The organism is Nonomuraea sp. NPDC049646 (assembly GCF_044465525.1).
GTDB lineage: Bacteria > Actinomycetota > Actinomycetes > Streptosporangiales > Streptosporangiaceae > Nonomuraea.
Map to the genome: position 1 here is coordinate 1 of NZ_JBITLU010000005.1, position 16,790 is coordinate 16,790.

The window sequence follows — 16,790 nt, forward strand, 5'->3', positions numbered from 1 at the left end:
AAAAACTTTCCACCACCACCCGATGCCGGAGGCGGTCGTATCCGGTATTAGACCCAGTTTCCCGGGCTTATCCCAGAGTCGGGGGCAGGTTGCTCACGTGTTACTCACCCGTTCGCCGCTCGAGTACCCCGAAGGGCCTTTCCGCTCGACTTGCATGTGTTAAGCACGCCGCCAGCGTTCGTCCTGAGCCAGGATCAAACTCTCCAAACAATGCTTGGAAAAGTGGTTGAATCCCAACCAAAAAGGAATCCGTCCATCCGCCGAAGCAGACGTGGACGGGGTTATGCATGTATTCATGCACTGGCTTTTAACACACTGTTGAGTTCTCAAGAAACGGACGCGTACTTCCTCACCAGAACCCGTTCCCGGATCCTCGTTCAGAGGCGTTCATTTCGTCTTGCGTTCTTTCGTTGTGTCTTAATTCTTTCAGCCGTTCAAGTCTCTGTCAAATTGACCGGACTTGCTCGACCTGCTGGAATTAAGTCGCGCCCCGCTTCCGGGACAACCCCTCTAACTTACCAGCTCATTCAGACCGCTCTGAACCGTCTTGAATGAGCCAGAAGGGAGTGGGATTTGCCGGGCTTCTGGTGAGGCTCTTGCGAGCCCCTCGGCCGCCCTGCGCGAAGCAACTCTAGCAGTCTCCCGCACCTACTTCGCGCCACACAGGTAATCGTAGGGTCCTTCCCTCGCCACAAGATCGTCAAACCTTGGTCATCGCCGCCCGCACGACACCCGAAGTCAAGCCGTCAGCAAGTCATCCGCAATCGTGCCTCGGTACGAAGGTAGCCACGAGCAGACTGCGCTCTCGGAGGTGCCCGCCATGACCCGCTCGGAGTTCGACGACATCCGTGCCTTCCTCGCCGACCCGGCGACCCATGCGGGAGACCTCCTGCGCATCGCCCGGACCCTGATCGACGACCTCGAACAGGCACGCGTGCGCGAGGCCGTCCTGCGTACCCAATACCTGCGGCTGCTCACGGCGGCGCGGACGACCGTGGCCGCGGACATGGTCGGCGCGCCCGACCCGCTCGCCTTCCTCACGCGCGAGTTGGCCGAGCGCGGTCAGCTGCCCGAGGACGAGGTCGCCGTGCAGCAGATCCTGTCCGACGCCCGTACGGCTGAGGCGCTGCTCGCCTGCATGCAGGAGGAGCAGCAGCAGCAGCTACCGCAGGAGCCGCCGGTCGTGCGGGTGCGCGGGATGCGCCTGCGGCGATGCGTCGGCGCGCACCGGACGCTCCCCCGGTGAGCCGGCCCGGCCGCTGATCGCTCAGGGCTGATCCCCCAGCGGCTCAGGCTTGGACCGGATGAGGACTGTGGCCATACCCGGCCTTGGCCACCCGGCTGTAAGACTGCGCGTATGTGGCAACGTGGGCTGAACTGGTCGGCAATCATCCTGGTCGGGATATTTGGTGTGATGTGGATCGGTGTTGTGATCTATGCGGACCAGGTGTCTTCCCTGTGGGTGCGTGCCGCTCAGGTGCTCTTCGGGGCGTTGCTGCTCGGGTGGGCCGTGCTCAAGGCGGTCGTCCTGGTCAGGGGTCAGGAGGGCTGAAACCGGTATCCCATTCCGGGCTCGGTCAGCAGGTGCACGGGGTGGGCCGGGTCGCGTTCGAGCTTGCGGCGCAGTTGGGCCATGTACTGACGCAGGTAGTGCGTCTCCTTCAGGTAGCCGGTGCCCCACACCTCTGTCAGCAGCTGCCGCTGGCTGATCAGTTTGCCGGGATTGCGAAGCAGGATCTCCAGGAAGTGCCATTCCGTCGGCGTCAGCCGTACGCCACCTGAGATCGTCTTGCCCGCGAGGTCGATCACGTGGTCGCCCAGCCGCACCGTCGCGGGTTCCTCTTCGTGCTGGTTCGTGCGGCGGGTCACCGCGCGGATGCGGGCCAGCAGCTCGTCGATGCCGAAGGGCTTGGTGACGTAGTCGTCGGCTCCGGCGTCGAGCGCGTCCACCTTGTCCGTGCTGTCGGTTCGCCCCGACAGCACGATGATCGGAACCTTCGTCCAGCCGCGCAGCCCCTGGATCACCTCGACGCCGTCGAGATCGGGCAGTCCGAGGTCGAGGACGACCAGGTCGGGGTGCCAGTCGGCGGCCTGGCGCAGCGCCGACGCGCCGTCCGGGGCGACCGCGACCTCGTAGTGCCTGGCCGCCAGGTTGATGCGCAGAGCACGCAGGATCTGGGGCTCATCGTCGACGACGAGCACGCGGGTCACGGGGCCCTCCTCAGTGAGACCGTCATGGTGAGCCCTCCTCCGGGGGTGTCCTCAAGGAGCAGCGTGCCGCCCATCGCCTCGGTGAGGCCGCGCGAGAGCGCGAGACCGAGGCCCACGCCGGTATGGTTGTCGCGGTCGCCGAGTCGTTGGAAGGGCATGAACACCCTTTCATGCGCTTCCGTGGGGATTCCTGGCCCCCTGTCGATGACGCGCAGTTCGACGCGTTCGCCGTGCCAGCTCGCGGTGACCAGCACGGGCTCGGCTTCGGGGCTGTAGCGGACGGCGTTGGCCATCAGGTTCACCAGGACGCGTTCGAGCAGCGCCGGGTCGGCCTGGAACTCGGGCAGGTCGGCCGGCACGTCACTTTTGACCCGGTCGCGCAGCGGGCCGAGGTCGTCGATGGCACGCGGCAGCACGTCCTCGACGGCGACGGGCCGCAAGGTGACGCCCAGGACGCCGGCCTGGAGGCGGCTCATGTCGAGCAGGTTCGACACGAGCCGGTTCAGTTTGATCAGGGATTCGCCGGCGGTGGCCAGCAGTTCGGCGCGGTCGTCGTCGGACCAGACGATGTCGGTGCTGCGCAGGCTCTCCACGGCGGCCATGGCCGAGGCGAGGGGGGTGCGCAGGTCGTGGCCGACGGCGGCGAGCAGTGCGGTGCGCATGCGGTCGGCCTCGGCCAGCGGCTCGGCGCGCTCGGCCGCCTCGCGCAGGCGTTCCTGGCGCAGGGCGACGGCGGCCTCGGCGGCGAACGCCTCCAGGACGCGGCGGTCGCTGGCGTCGAGCAGCCGGCCGCGGGTCGCGAGCACCAGCCGGTCGTCGATGGTGACCACGTCGCTCCCGGCGTCCGGCCCGGTGTGGTCCGGGGTGGTGGCGGGCGGGGTGGTGATCGGGGGGCCGCCGGACGTGGCGACGATGCGCCACTCACCCGATGGATCGTCCCTTTCGAGCAGGGTCACCGCGGTCAGCCCGAACGTCTCGCGCAGCCGTCCGAGCAGCGAGGCCAGCGCGGACTCCCCGCGCAGCACGTGGCCGGCCAGTGTGGAGAGCACCTCGGCGTCCGCCCTGGACCGGGCCGCTTCCCTGCTGCGCCGGGCGGCCAGGTCCACGACGGTGCTCACCATGGCCGCGACCAGGACGAAGATGGCCAGCGAGAGCACGTTCTCCGGCTCGGCGATGGTCAGGGTGTGCACCGGCGGCGTGAAGAACCAGTTGAGCAGCCCGAACGCGAGCACCGCCGCCGTGATCGCCGGCCACATCCCGCCCACCAGCGCGACGCCGACGACCAGCAGCAGGAAGAGCAGGATCTCGCTGGGCAGGCTCAGGTCGAGCGGCGCGATCACGGCGGTGAGCGCCGGCATGGCGGCCAGGGTCAGGGCCCATCCGGCCGACGTGCGCCGACGCGTCAGCGCACCCCCGGACGGCGGCCGGCCGGAGCCTGCGCTGACGGCCTCGTGCGGGACCATGTGCACGTCGATCGAGCCGGACAGCGTGGCCGTCGTCATGCCCACGCCGCGGGTGAGCAGTTGGGCGAGCCGTCCCCGCCGGGAGGCGCCGAGGACGAGTTGCGAGGCGTTCACGCCGTCGGCGAACGCGATCAGCGCGCGCGGGATGTCGTCGCCCACGACCTGGTGGTACGTGCCGCCGAGGTCCTCGACGAGTTTGCGCTGGCGTGTCAGGTTGGCCGGGTCGCTCGCGGTGGACAGGGCGTCGGCCCGGGTGACGTGCACGGCGAGCAGGTCGGCGCCCTTGGTCCTGGCCGCGATGCGGGCGGCGCGGCGGACAAGGGTGTCGCCCTCGGGGCCGCCGGTGAGGGCGACGACGACGCGCTCGCGGGCCTCCCAGGTGCCCGCGATGTCGTGGTCGGCCCGGTACGCGATGAGCTGCCGGTCGACCCGGTCCGCTACCCAGAGCAGGGCAAGCTCCCGCAGAGCGGACAGGTTGCCGACGCGGAAGTAGTTGGCGAGGGCGGCGTCCACGCGTTCCGGCGGGTAGACGTTGCCGTGGGCGAGACGGCGGCGCAGGGCCTCGGGTGACATGTCGACGAGTTCGAGCCGGTCGGCCCGCCGGACGAGGTCGTCGGGGACGGTCTCGCGCTGCGGCAGGCCGGTGATCTGCTCGGCCGCGTCGCGCAGGGACTCCAGGTGCTGGATGTTGAGCGTGGAGACGACGTCGATGCCGGCGTCCAGGATGTCCTGGACGTCCTGCCAGCGTTTGTCGTGCCGGGAGCCGGGCGGGTTGGTGTGGGCGAGCTCGTCGACCAGCACGGCCTTGGGACGGCGGGCGATGACCGCGTCGGCGTCGAGCTCGGTGAACGTGGCGCCCGCATGGACGACGGTGCGGCCCGGCACGGTCTCCAGCCCGTCGAGCAGGCGGGCGACCTGGTCGCGGCCGTGGGTCTCGACCTGGCCCACGACCACGTCACGTCCGCGTTCCCTGGCCCGTCGGGCCTCGCTTAGCATGGCGTACGTCTTGCCGACGCCGGGCGCCGCGCCCAGGTAGACCCGCAGCCGCCCGCGCGACGTGCTTCCCATTTCTCCAGGTTACGGCTGGTATGGCGGCGCGACTCCCCAGCCCCAATGCGGAACCGGCGCCTTCGGGGGCGGGGTCGCGCCGGGCTGGGAGTTGTGCACGGCCAGCCTGGTGCCCCATTCGATGTAGCCGGCGAACGCGGCCCTGAACTCGGGGTCGTCGGGCAGGCCGACCTCGTCGGCGGCGTCCATGAGGAGGTTCACCCAGCGGCGGCGCTGCGGCTCGGTGATGGCCCGGCCCAGGTGGTGGGCGAGCATGTGGGGATATCCGCCGCGTTCGTGGGTGTATCGGTCAGGGCCGCCGAAGACCTCGCTGAGCCACATGGCGACGTATTTGGGGTGTTCGGGGTCCATGTGGGCGAACAGCGGCCCGATGAGGTCGTCCTTGAGGACGGTCCGGTAGAACGCCTCGGTCAGCCGCTCGAACGCCTCGGTCCCGCCCGCCCACTCGTAGATGGTCGGGACGTCTTTTTCCGTCATGTAATCATGTAATCAGCAGTCGAGGTTGCAGGACAAGACTTGTCCGGAAACGACGAAGTCCCCGGTCGCCGTGTGGCGACCGGGGACTTCGGATTGGTAGCGGGGACAGGATTTGAACCTGCGACCTCTGGGTTATGAGCCCAGCGAGCTACCGAACTGCTCCACCCCGCGTCGGTGTGTCGTTATTAACTATAGCGCCCTTCTGGACTCCTCCGACCCGGCCGGGCTTGTCCGGGCGCGTCGGCGGCGTGATCATGGGCCTCATGCTGCTCGCACCCCTGCCGCCACGGCGCCGGCTTCCCCGTCGGCGGAGAATCCTGCTCCTCGCGTCACCCGTCGCCCTGGCCCTGCTCGTCATGGCGCCCATATGGGCGAATGATCTCCGCTTGGCGGACATGAAGGATCGGCTCCTGGCCCATCCGCTGCCGCCCGAGACCTCGTTCAACGCCGCCGGCGCCCAGGGGTCGGTGGGGGTGCAGGAGGGCAACGGCGACCACTGCGACTTCCTGGTCAGGTTCTCGCTGCTCACCAGGCTGCCCGAGGCCGAGCTCACGAGCTACTACGACCGGATCAACGGCAGGGTCTACTTCCAGGACGGCGACCCCGCATCGGCGGTGGTCGAGGTCGTGGAGACCGACGATGCCGGATGGGACCTGCGGTGCCGCTGAAAAGCAACGAGGCCCTGGCCGTCGGCCAGGACCTCGAATCTTGGTAGCGGGGGCAGGATTTGAACCTGCGACCTCTGGGTTATGAGCCCAGCGAGCTACCGAACTGCTCCACCCCGCGTCGCTGTCTTGCTTCTCAAGACTATCGGCGACGGGGTGCGGGCGCAAACCGAACGGGCTAGGTGGTGCCTCCCGCCTGTGTGCCCGAGGGTGTCGGCGTCGGTGTGGACGTGGCCGGCGGTGAGGCGGACGGTGAGGCGGACGGCGTCGCCGACGGGGAGGCGGAGGGAGAGGCCGAGGGCGCCGGGGTGGCCGCCGGCTTGGCGTTGGCGCTCTCGATCTGCTTCAGCGCCTCCTCCAGCCGCTTCTGCGCCTTGCCGTACTCGTCCCAGTTCGGGGGGCTGGCCTGGAGGGCCTTCTGGGCGTCCTCGTAGGCCTTCTGGGCGTTGGAGATGGCGGTGTTCATCGCCGAGGTGTTCGTCTGGTTGGGCGTGGTCTGCTGGGGCTGGGTGTTCGGCTGCTGCTGCTCGCCGCCGAAGACCTGCTCCAGCGCCTGGTCGAGGGTGTCACCCGAGCCGACCTTGTTGCCGAACGCCACCAGCACCCGCCGCAGGATCGGGTACGGCTCCTGGCCGGTGCCGGCCTTGGTCTGCACGTAGACCGGCTCGATGTAGATCAGGCCGTTCGCGTAGGGCAGGGTCAGCAGGTTGCCGTACCTGACGTTGGCCTGGCCGAGGCCGAGGGGGCCCAGCTCGCCCGAGAACTTGTTTTGGAAGTTGTTCTGGGCCTGACCGGGGCCGGGGACCGTGGTGTTGGACGGCATGCGCAGGATGCGCAGCTTGCCGTAGTCCTTGCCCACCGTGGAGCCCGCCGCCATGAAGGCCGCCAGGTTGGGGCCCTCCCTCGGGACGAAGGTCGTGGTCAGCGAGAACGACGGCTCGGACTCGTCGGGCATCGTCGCCGTCAGGTAGTACGGGGGCTGCTTGACCGACTGGTTGCCCTGCGAGGGGTCGCTGGGGATGTTCCAGAAGTCCTGGGCGCTGTAGAAGGCTGCCGCGTTGGTGACGTGGTAGCGCGACAGCATGTAGCGCTGCACCTTGAACAGGTCTTCCGGGTAGCGGATGTGCGCCTGGAGGTCGGGGCTCATCTGCGAGGCGGGCTTGATCGTGCCGGGGAAGGCGTTGGACCACGTCTTCAGCACCGGGTCGTTGCCGTCCCAGGCGTAGAGCGTGACCGTGCCGTCGTAGGCGTCGACCGTGGCCTTGACCGAGTTGCGGATGTAGTTGATCTCGTCCAGCGGCTGCTGGGCGACCACGCGGCGGTCGGTGGCCAGGTCGCGGGTCATGTCGCCGAGGCTCTCGCTCTGCGAGTACGGGTACGCGTTGGACGTGGTGTACCCGTCGATGATCCAGGTGATCCGGCCGTCGACGATCGCCGGGTAGGCGTTGCCGTCGAGGGTCAGGAAGGGCGCGACCTTCTCCACCCGCTCCCGCGGGTTGCGCACGTAGAGGATCTTGGAGTTGTCGTTGATGTCGCCCGACAGCAGGATGTTCATCTCGCCGTACTTGGCGGCGTAGACGAGCCGGTTGAGTGCCGAGCCGATCGGCACGCCGCCCTTGCCGGTGTAGGTGGTGTTCTGCTGGCCGGTCTGGCCGCCGGAGACCGGGTAGTCGAGCTCCTGCGGGGCCTTGGGGTTGCCGCCGGCGATGACGTACTCGGTGGAGCCGGGGTTCTCGCCGAAGTAGACGCGCGACTCCTTGAGGCCGGTGGAGGCGGCGAGGTCGCCGGTGACCGGCATGTCCTTGCTGTCGTAGGCGGGCAGGCCGCCCGCGTCGACCTCGTTGCCCGGCGCGGCGACGAAGCCGTAGCCGTGGGTGTAGACCAGCGCGCGGTTGATCCAGTTGTTCTGGGGCGCGGGCGGGCCGAGCAGCTCGCGGACGCCGACCACGTGGTCGACCAGCTTGCCGTCCTTGCCGGGGTAGCGGTCGACGTCAAGCTGGTCGGGGAAGCCGTAGAAGCCGCGGATGCGCTGGGTCTGCTCGAACGTGGACGACACCAGCGCCGGGTCGAGCAGGCGCACGCCGGTCACCGACTCGTCGCCGCCGGCGCTGACCTTGGTCGGGTCGGCCTGGGCGTTGTAGTCGATCACTTCGGCGTTCTTCACGTCGTAGGCTGATCTGGTGGCTTGGATGTTCCGGTCGATGTAGGCGGCTTCCTTGACCTGCTGGTTGGGCTTGACCTGGAACTGCTCGACCAGCGCCGGGTAGACGCCGCCGATCAGGATGGCCGAGAGCACGAGCAGGCCGAACGAGACGCCGGGCAGCATGCCGCCGGGGCGCACGACGCCGGCGAAGAACAGCGCGGCGCAGATCAACGCGATGATCGCGAGGATGTTCTTGGCCGGGAGCACCGCGTTGACGTCGGTGTAGGACGCGCCGTGCACGTAGCCGCGGTCGGAGAAGACCAGACCGAACCGGTCGATGTAGTAGGCGACGGCCTTGAGCAGGACGAACACGCCGAGCAGCACGGAAAGGTGGATCCGCGCGGCCCTGGAGGCGTGCACGCCCGGCGACTGCAGCCGGAAACCGCCGTAGAGGTAGTGGGTGATCGTGGCCAGGACGATCGAGATGATCACGGCGGTGAACAGGAAGTTCAGCACCATCCTGATGAACGGGTAGTCGAACATGAAGAACGAGATGTCCATGCCGAACAGCTCGTCCTTCTTGTCGAAGGGGGCTCCGTTCACGAACTGCAGCCACGTCTTCCACTGCCCCGCGAACGAGGAGCCGGAGAAGAGCGCGAGCAGGCCCATGCCGACGATGAAGATCAGCTTGCGGTGGGGGTCGATCGCCATGCGATAGCGGTCGGCTCCGCTGCCGCCGCCGAACACGGCGGGGCCGAACATCGGCCGGGTGCGGAAGGCCAGCAGCATGTTGCCGCCCGTGATGCCGACCATGAGCACCGCTCCGACGAGGAACAGCACGATCTCGGTCAGCAGCACCCCGGAGAAGACCGACGTGTAGTTGGTCGCGTCAAACCACAGGTAGTCGGTATAAATCCCAGAAAAGAGAAAAAACAGGGCCACGATCGCGACCAGCGCGATGGCCACAGGCAGAAGCAGCCGCGGCCGGCGTGGCAAGCGCATCGCCCTGCCGGCCCCTGGGGTCCGGAAGCTCAAGGCCAACCCCTCGTCGTGATGAAGAAACGGTCCGTGTCTGGCAACTTACACCGCAGCGCCAGCCGTACGGCTAACGCACGGCGCTCGCCGGAAGTTTCATCCGGCCTCACAAGCGGGCACATTGCCCTTCCCGGTGCGCAGCGCGTCGAGCGCGAGCACCGCGTCGTGCAACGTGTCGGCCTTGACCAGGCGCAAGCCGTCGGGCACGGCCTTCATCGCCTCCGCGCAGTTGTCCGCGGGGGTGAGGAAGACGGTCGCGCCGGAGTCGCGGGCCCCCACCATCTTCTGGGCGATGCCGCCGATGGGCCCGACCTGGCCCTCGGTGTCGATGGTGCCGGTGCCGGCGATGCGCCTGCCCCCGGTGATCTCACCCGGGGTCAGCTTGTCGAGTATGCCGAGCGAGAACATCAGCCCGGCGCTCGGGCCGCCGACGTCGCCCACGTTGATCTCGACGTCGAAGGGGAACTTGAACTTCTCCTGCATGAGCACGCCGACGAGGGGCTTGCCGTCCTTGCTGGCGATCGGCTGCAACGACACGTCGAGCTTCTGGCCGCCCCTGGTCACGTTGAAGGTCACGGTCTCGCCAGGCTTATGGGCCTTGACGGTGTCGCCGACGAACTGCGAGTCGGTGGCCGGCTTGCCGTCGACCGCGTTGATCTGGTCGCCCTTCTGCAGCTTGCCGTCGGCCGGCTTGCCCTTCTCGGTGGACAGCACCGTGACGACCCGGTCGTAGTGGATCTTCAGCTCGTTGAGCGCGGCGGCCTTGGCGGAGTCCTGGGAATTGGTCATCTCGACCGCGTTCTCCTCGTCGACCTTCTTCGCGTCGCGGCCGGGCGGGAAGATCGTCTCCTGCGGGACCACCGCGACGGTCGGGTCGAGCCAGCCGCGCAGCGCGGTCAGCAGGTCGATCTGGGCGGCCGGGCCGCCCTGGTAGGCCACCGTGACCAGGCTCAGCGCGCCGCTGGTGGGATAGGTCTGCCGGCCGCTGATCGAGATCACCGGCTTCTTGTCGATCTCGCCGATGGTGTTCTCGGTGGGGCCGGGACTCAGCACGACGTACGGGACCGGCCGGAACGCGCCCAGCACGCCCAGCGCGAGCACGAAGAACCCCGCGAGCAGCAGGGTGAGGACGCGTCGTGACATGGTGATGAGCTTATTCGCAGGCGCCGACCCACTCGGTCTCGCCATCGGCGAACACCTGGTGTTTCCAGATGGGGACCTCGGCCTTGAGGTCGTCGATGAGCCTGCGGGAGGCCTTGAACGCCTCGTCGCGGTGTGGCGCAGCCACGGCGACGATCACCGCCGTGTCGCCGAGCCCCAGGTCGCCGACCCGGTGGACGGCGGCCATCGCGGTGACGGGGAAGTCGGCCGCGACCTTCTCGGCGACCCTGCGCAGCTCGTCGGGGGCCGAGGGGTGGGCGGAGTAGGAGAGCCGGGTCACGGGTTTGCCGTGGTCCTGTTCGCGCACGGTACCGATGAAGATCGCGGTGCCGCCCGCCGCGTGGTCTCCCACCGCGGCCAGCACCTCGTCCACGGACAACGGGGTGTCACGAATGCCGAGCAACCGGATGACGTCCACGGAAAGAGCCTAACCTCACGTTCCTACTGGCGACGCTTTTTGCGGACCTGCCGGACGATCGCCGCGGTGCCGATGACGGCCACCGTCGCGCCGGCCGCGGTGAGCGTGGCCTCCTTGACCGGCAGCCGCCTGCCGACCACGGTGGTCCTGTTCTCGCGGAGTTCGAGGAGCTGCCGGAAGGCGGCCTCGTTGGTCCACGTCGGCTTCCAGCCCGCCTCGCGCAGCGCCGAGCAGTCGACGACCCACGGATAGACGACATAGTGCAGGTCGGTGGCGGGGGCCGGGGTGATGCCGAGCCGGTGCAGGCGCTGTGCGGTGCCGAACGTGAGCCCGGCCGGCAGCTCGAACCGCCGGATTCCGGACAGCTCCTCGACCTGCTCCTGCTCCAGCCAGCCGTCGGAGCCCACGGCCACCACGCCGGTGACCGCCCCCTTGGCGGCCAGCTCCAGCGCCGAGACGAGGTCGTCGATGTGGCAGAACTGCCAGTTGGGGTTGCAGCCCTTGACCGTGAGCAGCCTCGGCGACTCGAAGTGCCGGGTGATGACCGTGTCGACGCCCGGACCGACGACCGCCGCCGGGCGCAGCACCGTGACGTCGAGGCCGGGGTGGCTGCGCAGCGACCGGCGGACCAGCGACTCGATCTCCAGGTAGTCGCCAACGACGCCGGTGTCGGGCTCGGCGGCCACCGGGGAGTCCTCCGGCAGGGGGACCTCGTTGTCGGGCGCGGCGCCGTACACCATGGCGCTGGTGACCAGGATCACCCGCCGCACGCGGGCGGCGGCGCAGGCGGTGAGCACCGTCTGCGCGGCTCTGAGGTTGTACGCGCGCCGCTCCCCCGGCTCGGAGTCGACGGCGTAGTCACCGGCCAGATGGACCAGGACGTCGATGTCGGAGATCCGGTTCGCCAAGAGCGGATCCCGTACGTCGATCACTCTCCACGTGGCTTCCTGAACGTCGCCGCGCTCCTCGTCGATGGCCACCACTCTGCGGAAATCCGCGGAGGATGCGAGCCTCACGAGCAACTCGCGGCCGATGCCGGAGGCCGCGCCGGTGACGGCGACAACGGGTTGACGCGGGCGTTTCGAGGTAGGCACCAGGTCCTCACTTTGCACTGATCCGCCGTAGGACGACTAACGTGGCGGATGTGGACTCCTCCATCCTGCACGAGGTAGAGCGGTGACTGACCTGCCAGGTCGCGAAAACGACCCTAACGAGAACCCGTTCGCCATGTTCGGCAACCCTGAGCAAATGGCTCAGGCGATGCGCCAGTTCGCCGACATGCTGTCGGCGCCCCAGGGTTCAGGCCCTGTCAACTGGGACATGGCCAAGAACATCGCACGACACGCCGTGGTCGCCCAGGGCGATCCGAGCGTCATGGAAGGCGAGCGCCGCCAGATCGTCGAGGCGCTGAGCCTGGCCGACCTGTGGCTGAACGAGGCGACGACGCTGCCGAGCGGCGTGTCCAACCCGCAGGCCTGGAGCCGGTCGGAGTGGATCGAGAACACGGTCCCGGTCTGGCGCAAGCTTTGCGAACCCGTTGCCGAACGCATGGTCGAGACCATGGGCGGCGCGCTCGGCGGCTCCGGGCTGCCGCCCGAGGCCCAGCAGATGGCCGGGCCGCTCATGGGCATGCTGAAGCAGATGGGCGGCATGATGGTCGGTCAGCAGATCGGCCAGGCGCTCGGCTCGCTGGCGCGCGAGGTCATCGGCACGACCGACATCGGCCTGCCGCTGTCCGGCACCGCGGCGCTGCTGCCCGGCGGCATCGCGTCCTTCAGCGAGGGCCTCGAGATCCCCGCCGACGAGATCCGGCTCTATCTGGCGCTGCGCGAGGCCGCGCACCACCGGCTGTTCCAGCACGTCCCGTGGCTGCGCTCGCACCTGCTCGGGGCCGTCGAGGAATACGCCAGGGGCATCACCGTGGACACCTCCGCGCTGGAGGAGCAGATCCGCGGGCTCGACATCAACAACCCCGAGGCGATCCAGGAGGCGCTGAGCGGCGGCGCGCTGCTCAAGCCCGAGGAGACCGAGCGGCAGAAGGCCGCCCTGGCCCGGCTGGAGACGATGCTCGCCCTGGTCGAGGGGTGGGTGGCCACGGTGGTCGACCGGGCCGCCGACGGCAAGCTGCCCTCGGCGGTCGCGCTGGCCGAGACCGTACGCAGGCGCCGGGCGACCGGCGGGCCCGCGGAGCTGACGTTCGGCACCCTGGTCGGGCTGGAGCTGCGGCCCCGGCGCCTGCGCGAGGCCGCGGCGCTGTGGCGGGCGCTGGAGACCGAGCGCGGCGTCGACGGGCGCGACGCCCTGTGGGGCCACCCCGACCTCATGCCGACGGCCGAGGATCTCGACGACCCCGACGCGTTCGTACGCGGCGAGGCCGCCTGGGACATCTCCCAGCTGGAGGCCAAGCCCGGGGACGAGAACGGCGAGCAGGACGGCGACCAGGACGGCGGCCGGTGACCCTGCACGACGACGCGGTGGCGGTGCTGTCCTCCTGGACCGCGCCGACCCCCGAGGAGGAGGCGCTGCGCGCCGAGTTCCTCGGCCATCTGCGGACGTACGACGACGCCATGTGGCGCGCGTGCGCACCCGGTCACCTGACGGCCACCACCGCCGTGCTCAGCCACGACGGCGCCCGGGTGCTGCTCACGCTGCATCCGAAGGCCGGGCAGTGGCTGCCCATGGGCGGCCACTGCGAGGACTTCGACGCCACGCTGGAGGCGGTGGCGCTGCGCGAGGCCACCGAGGAGTCGGGAATCTCCGGACTTGAGCTGCTGCCCGGCCCGCTGGCCGTGGACAAGCACGAGGTCTGGTGCCATCCGCCGCGCAGCTGGCACCTCGACGTCGAGTACGCGGCCGTGGCCCCTCCCGGCGCCGAGGCCGTCATGAGCGACGAGTCGCTCGACCTGCGCTGGTTCCCCGTCGACGAGATTCCCGAGCTGTCCGACGAGGCCACGCGCCGGCTGGCCGCACGCGGACGCGCCGCGCTCAGCTCGCGCTCGCGTTCGCTGGGCTAGAGTCCTTCGCATCGTTCCAAGGGGGGCCGCGTGGAGACTTCTGCCGTTGGCGGCACGATCGTGACGCCTGCCCGCAAGCCGCGGAAGCTGCCCGGCAACGTCCTGACCTGGCTGGCCGTGACGCCCTTCGCGGCCTGGGCCGTGGCCAGGGTGGCCGGGCTGGAACGCGGGTCGCTGCCCACGCAGCTGATGACGGCGACGCCGTACGCGGCGGCCGGGTCCCTGGTCCCCCTCCTGATCGCGGCGGTCGGGCGCAGGCGGGCCGCGACGGCCGTCGCGCTGCTCACCACGACCGCGCTCGGGTTCAGCGTCCTGCCGCGCGCGCTGGGCACGGCCGAGGCCACGACCGGCAGGCCGTTCAAGGTCATGACCATCAACATGCTGTTCGGCAGGGCCGACGCGCAGGTGATCGTGAACCTGGTGCGCGAGTTCCGTCCCGACGTGCTGAGCACCCAGGAGCTGACCCCCGGCGCGGTGGCCGACATGGACGCGGCCGGTCTGAAGGACCTCATGCCCCACCGCGTGCTTGAGGACGAATGGGACGCCGGCGGAAGCGGCCTCTACTCCAGGCACCCGCTCCAGCCGCTCGACGACGTGGTGCCCCCGGTCGGGCACAAGATGCCCGCCGCCATGGTGGCGCTGCCGGGCGGCAAGCCGGTCGAGTTCGTCGACGTCCATCCCTACCCGCCGCTCGGCCCCAACGTGGTCAACTGGAACGAGGCGCTGTCGAGCCTTCCTTCCGCCGGCGGCGAAACCGTGCGGATCCTCGCCGGCGACTTCAACGCCTCACTCGACCACGCCTCGTTGCGCAGGCTGCTGGCCAGGGGGTACAAAGACGCGGCCGACCAGGTCGGCGCGGGGCTGATCCCCACGTGGCCGGCCAACAAGCGGGTACCGCCGATCATCACCATCGACCACGTGCTGGTGGACGAGCGGGTGGGCGTCAGGGAGGTCAGCGTGCGCGACGTGCCGGGCACCGACCATCGGGCCGTGCTGGCCGAGCTCACCGTGCCCTGACGCGGGGTCAGCGGCCGGCGATCAGGGCGCGGGTGTTGTCCCAGCCTTCGAGACCCGGGTCGAGGCGTTCGACGTCGTCGAGCGTGCGCAGGCGGTGCCATCCGGAGATGGTGGCGACCCTGCGCGGGCCCGGTGCCTGCTCCCGGAGGACGGCGACGACGTCGGGATCGTCGAGGTCGGGGTCGGCCCAGGCCGGCAGCGGCAGCGAGCAGGCCAGCGCCGCCGCGCCGCCGTCCGCCGCGGGACAGATCGTGATCTCGGCCCGGCCCAGCTCCCTGAACAACTTGCCGACCAGCAGCGAGGGCAGGTCGGGCGCGTCGGCGTTGATCACCGCGGCCTGATCGCCGGACAGGCGGCCGAGCACGGTTCGCAGCGGCTCGTCCTCGTCGATGGCGACGATCTCCGTGCCGGGCCAGACGATGTCGTCGAGGCCGGGGACGGCCGTGATCAGGACCGGGGTGACGAACTCCAGGCCGGCGACCATCTCGTAGGTGTCCTCGGCCACGGCCGTCAGGAACTGCCGTGGATCGACGCCGGGGGGCGCCGCTTCGGCCATGCGGCCGCGTACCAGGACGGCGACGATGCGCGTCAACACTCCTCCGGTGCCGTGTGGGCCGCCGCAGAGAATCCTTCGAGGAACCCGCGCGCCCGCTCCGCCTTCGGATACTGTTCTACCAGCGCCCAGAACCCCGGGCCATGGCTCGGCACGATCAGGTGCGCGAGCTCGTGGATGATGACGTAGTTGATGACCCACTCGGGCAGGCCCTTGAGCCGGGTCGAGATCCTGATGGTGCCGTTCTCCGGGGTGCAGGAGCCCCAGCGATGCTGCTGGTTGTCGACCCATCGAACGCTCACAGGGTCGGGCCGGCCGTCGAGGTACTTCACCGACAGCTCCCTGGCCCGTTCGAGCAGGGCCTCGTCGGTCGGCCTTCGTCGTTCTTCCTTGGCGGCCAGCCGGTCGAGCATCCGGCTCACCCATTCATCCGCGTCTTCGCCGCTCAGCCAGGCGGGCAGGAGCACGATCGTCTTGTCGCCGTCGCGGTAGGCGGAGACCGTACGCCGGCGACGAGAACTGCGACGGACCTCGACTGTCTCGGGGGGCACATAAGCACGTTAGCCGAGACTGGCGAAATTCCACAGAGGGTGGACGTTGTTTTCGCTGGTCAGATGATTAAGAGCCGGTGAATTTGGGCATGCGCCTTTCCCGATGCGCCGCCAGGCCCTCCAGCAGGTCGGATGATGCCATGGTGACGGGCTGGGCCAAGGATTCCCACCTCAGAGCGGCTTCCAGGTCTTGATGCCCTTGGTTCAGGGCGACCTTTGTGAGGCGGGTGGCGACTGGAGCCATCTCTGCGATCTTCTTGGCGATGACCGAAACCTCGGAGAGAAGGTCATTCTTCGGGAAAGATTGATTTACCAAGCCTTTATCTGCCGCTTCCGTACCCGTAAGGAGACGGCCGGTCAGGAGCATCTCGCGGGCCAGTGCCGTACCGGCTCTTCTGGGCAGCAGGTAAGTGGCGGCCATGCCCGGGTGCAGCCCGAGCCGGGTGAAGGGGGCCAGCAGTTTGGCGTCGTCGGCGGCGTAGACGAGATCGCAGGCCAGGGCCACGCACAGGCCCGCGCCGACGGCGGGGCCGTTGACCGCGGCGACGGTGGGCACCTCCAGGTCGGCGATCATCAACCAGGTGCGGTAGAAGGCGAGCATGCGGTCGCGCAGCGGCGGCACGGCCTCGGCGCCGCGCTCGCCGATCCATGACAGGTCACCGCCCGAGGAGAACGCGCTGCCCGCTCCGGTGACGACGACGCAGCGCAGGTCGCGGTCGGCGGCCAGGGTGGTCATGGTTTCGCGCCATTCGGCCGTCATGGTGTCGGTCATGGCGTTGCGGAGTCCCGGGCGGTTGAGGGTGAGGACGGCTACTCCGTCGTCTGTGCGGTCGACCAAGATCTCGCTCATGCGGCGAAGCGTAACGCTCCGCGGGGCGCGGATGCGGTCCCTGGGCTACCTCGGGTGCGCTTGCGGGGGACGTTGTCCACAGGGTGGGCGTGGCGGTCGGAGGTTGTCCACAGGCGGCGCGGAACCGGCTCGGGATCTTGGTCGGACGTGCGAGCCTTCCGGCC

General features: G+C 69.2%; 15 protein-coding genes, 2 tRNA genes and 1 rRNA gene. 5 read left to right on the forward strand and 13 right to left on the reverse strand.

Translation table 11 applies throughout. The features are described 5' to 3' along the window. Positions 1–210, reverse strand: a 16S ribosomal RNA gene (locus ACIBQ8_RS15555); the annotation flags it as partial. A 610-nt stretch (positions 211–820) separates the two neighbouring features. On the opposite strand from ACIBQ8_RS15555, the gene ACIBQ8_RS15560 reads away from it, so the two are divergent. Beyond that, a complete protein-coding gene (locus tag ACIBQ8_RS15560) occupies positions 821–1,246 on the forward strand; it encodes a hypothetical protein (protein ID WP_397192252.1) in 426 nt (141 codons plus the stop codon). 293 nt (positions 1,247–1,539) lie between these two features. Here the strand turns inward: ACIBQ8_RS15560 and ACIBQ8_RS15565 are convergent, their stop codons facing one another. The 4 genes from ACIBQ8_RS15565 to ACIBQ8_RS15580 form a co-directional block, all read right to left on the reverse strand. Then, the gene (locus ACIBQ8_RS15565) at positions 1,540–2,211 is read right to left on the reverse strand and encodes a response regulator (RefSeq protein ID WP_397192253.1); all 672 of its coding nucleotides are present in this window, start codon (positions 2,209–2,211) and stop codon (positions 1,540–1,542) included. Then, positions 2,208–4,742, reverse strand: a complete 2,535-nt coding sequence (locus ACIBQ8_RS15570; RefSeq protein WP_397192254.1) for a DUF4118 domain-containing protein — start codon at positions 4,740–4,742, stop codon at positions 2,208–2,210. Before ACIBQ8_RS15570 ends, ACIBQ8_RS15565 begins: the two co-directional genes overlap by 4 nt. Positions 4,743–4,751: 9 nt before the next feature. Then, entirely contained in the window at positions 4,752–5,219 is a 468-nt protein-coding gene (locus tag ACIBQ8_RS15575) for a group II truncated hemoglobin (RefSeq protein WP_397177131.1), read from the reverse strand. Positions 5,220–5,313: 94 nt separating this feature from the next. After that, positions 5,314–5,390: transfer RNA gene (locus tag ACIBQ8_RS15580), tRNA-Met, on the reverse strand. Between the two features lie 224 nt (positions 5,391–5,614). On the opposite strand from ACIBQ8_RS15580, the gene ACIBQ8_RS15585 reads away from it, so the two are divergent. Beyond that, a complete protein-coding gene (locus ACIBQ8_RS15585; RefSeq protein ID WP_397192255.1) occupies positions 5,615–5,887 on the forward strand; it encodes a hypothetical protein in 273 nt (90 codons plus the stop codon). Positions 5,888–5,928: 41 nt separating this feature from the next. On the opposite strand, the gene ACIBQ8_RS15590 is transcribed toward ACIBQ8_RS15585, so the two are convergent. From ACIBQ8_RS15590 to ACIBQ8_RS15610, 5 genes are all read right to left on the reverse strand, one after another. Then, positions 5,929–6,005 (reverse strand) — tRNA-Met (locus ACIBQ8_RS15590). Between the two features lie 57 nt (positions 6,006–6,062). Beyond that, positions 6,063–9,029: a UPF0182 family protein gene (locus ACIBQ8_RS15595; RefSeq protein WP_397192256.1), complete on the reverse strand. Its 2,967-nt coding sequence runs from the start codon at positions 9,027–9,029 to the stop codon at positions 6,063–6,065. Between the two features lie 129 nt (positions 9,030–9,158). Further along, complete coding sequence (locus ACIBQ8_RS15600) at positions 9,159–10,205, reverse strand: PDZ domain-containing protein (RefSeq protein WP_397192257.1); 1,047 nt, start codon at positions 10,203–10,205, stop codon at positions 9,159–9,161. A gap of 10 nt (positions 10,206–10,215) precedes the next feature. Next, positions 10,216–10,641, reverse strand: a complete 426-nt coding sequence (locus ACIBQ8_RS15605) for a molybdenum cofactor biosynthesis protein MoaE (protein WP_358294316.1) — start codon at positions 10,639–10,641, stop codon at positions 10,216–10,218. Between the two features lie 23 nt (positions 10,642–10,664). Further along, positions 10,665–11,738 carry an NAD-dependent epimerase/dehydratase family protein gene (locus ACIBQ8_RS15610; RefSeq protein WP_397177157.1) on the reverse strand — a complete coding sequence of 358 codons (1,074 nt, stop codon included), beginning with the start codon at positions 11,736–11,738 and terminating at the stop codon, positions 10,665–10,667. Between the two features lie 130 nt (positions 11,739–11,868). Here ACIBQ8_RS15610 and ACIBQ8_RS15615 point away from each other — a divergent pair, with 130 nt between their 5' ends. The 3 genes from ACIBQ8_RS15615 to ACIBQ8_RS15625 are packed head-to-tail and all read left to right on the forward strand — an operon-like array spanning position 11,869 to position 14,672. Further along, positions 11,869–13,098 carry a zinc-dependent metalloprotease gene (locus tag ACIBQ8_RS15615; RefSeq protein WP_397177124.1) on the forward strand — a complete coding sequence of 410 codons (1,230 nt, stop codon included), beginning with the start codon at positions 11,869–11,871 and terminating at the stop codon, positions 13,096–13,098. Further along, entirely contained in the window at positions 13,095–13,655 is a 561-nt protein-coding gene (locus ACIBQ8_RS15620; RefSeq protein ID WP_358294320.1) for an NUDIX domain-containing protein, read from the forward strand. The genes ACIBQ8_RS15615 and ACIBQ8_RS15620 overlap by 4 nt, the downstream gene beginning before the upstream one ends. A gap of 30 nt (positions 13,656–13,685) precedes the next feature. Continuing rightward, a complete protein-coding gene (locus ACIBQ8_RS15625; RefSeq protein ID WP_397177122.1) occupies positions 13,686–14,672 on the forward strand; it encodes an endonuclease/exonuclease/phosphatase family protein in 987 nt (328 codons plus the stop codon). Positions 14,673–14,679: 7 nt separating this feature from the next. Here the strand turns inward: ACIBQ8_RS15625 and ACIBQ8_RS15630 are convergent, their stop codons facing one another. The 3 genes from ACIBQ8_RS15630 to ACIBQ8_RS15640 all read right to left on the reverse strand — a co-directional run bounded on the left by ACIBQ8_RS15630 (position 14,680) and on the right by ACIBQ8_RS15640 (position 16,626). After that, on the reverse strand, positions 14,680–15,264 hold the full coding sequence (locus ACIBQ8_RS15630; protein WP_397177121.1) for a hypothetical protein: 585 nt from the start codon (positions 15,262–15,264) through the stop codon (positions 14,680–14,682). Further along, the gene (locus tag ACIBQ8_RS15635; protein ID WP_352319320.1) at positions 15,261–15,776 is read right to left on the reverse strand and encodes a M48 family metallopeptidase; all 516 of its coding nucleotides are present in this window, start codon (positions 15,774–15,776) and stop codon (positions 15,261–15,263) included. Before ACIBQ8_RS15635 ends, ACIBQ8_RS15630 begins: the two co-directional genes overlap by 4 nt. A gap of 67 nt (positions 15,777–15,843) precedes the next feature. Then, on the reverse strand, positions 15,844–16,626 hold the full coding sequence (locus ACIBQ8_RS15640; protein WP_397192258.1) for an enoyl-CoA hydratase/isomerase family protein: 783 nt from the start codon (positions 16,624–16,626) through the stop codon (positions 15,844–15,846). Between the last annotated feature and the right edge of the window lie 164 nt (positions 16,627–16,790).

Coding starts and splice junctions, on each gene's coding strand:
- ACIBQ8_RS15560 (WP_397192252.1), top strand. CDS start 821: ATGACCCGCTCGGAGTTCGACGACATCCGTGCCTTCCTCGCCGACCCG.
- ACIBQ8_RS15570 (WP_397192254.1), bottom strand. CDS start 4,742: ATGGGAAGCACGTCGCGCGGGCGGCTGCGGGTCTACCTGGGCGCGGCG.
- ACIBQ8_RS15575 (WP_397177131.1), bottom strand. CDS start 5,219: ATGACGGAAAAAGACGTCCCGACCATCTACGAGTGGGCGGGCGGGACC.
- ACIBQ8_RS15585 (WP_397192255.1), top strand. CDS start 5,615: ATGAAGGATCGGCTCCTGGCCCATCCGCTGCCGCCCGAGACCTCGTTC.
- ACIBQ8_RS15595 (WP_397192256.1), bottom strand. CDS start 9,029: ATGCGCTTGCCACGCCGGCCGCGGCTGCTTCTGCCTGTGGCCATCGCG.
- ACIBQ8_RS15600 (WP_397192257.1), bottom strand. CDS start 10,205: ATGTCACGACGCGTCCTCACCCTGCTGCTCGCGGGGTTCTTCGTGCTC.
- ACIBQ8_RS15615 (WP_397177124.1), top strand. CDS start 11,869: ATGTTCGGCAACCCTGAGCAAATGGCTCAGGCGATGCGCCAGTTCGCC.
- ACIBQ8_RS15640 (WP_397192258.1), bottom strand. CDS start 16,626: ATGAGCGAGATCTTGGTCGACCGCACAGACGACGGAGTAGCCGTCCTC.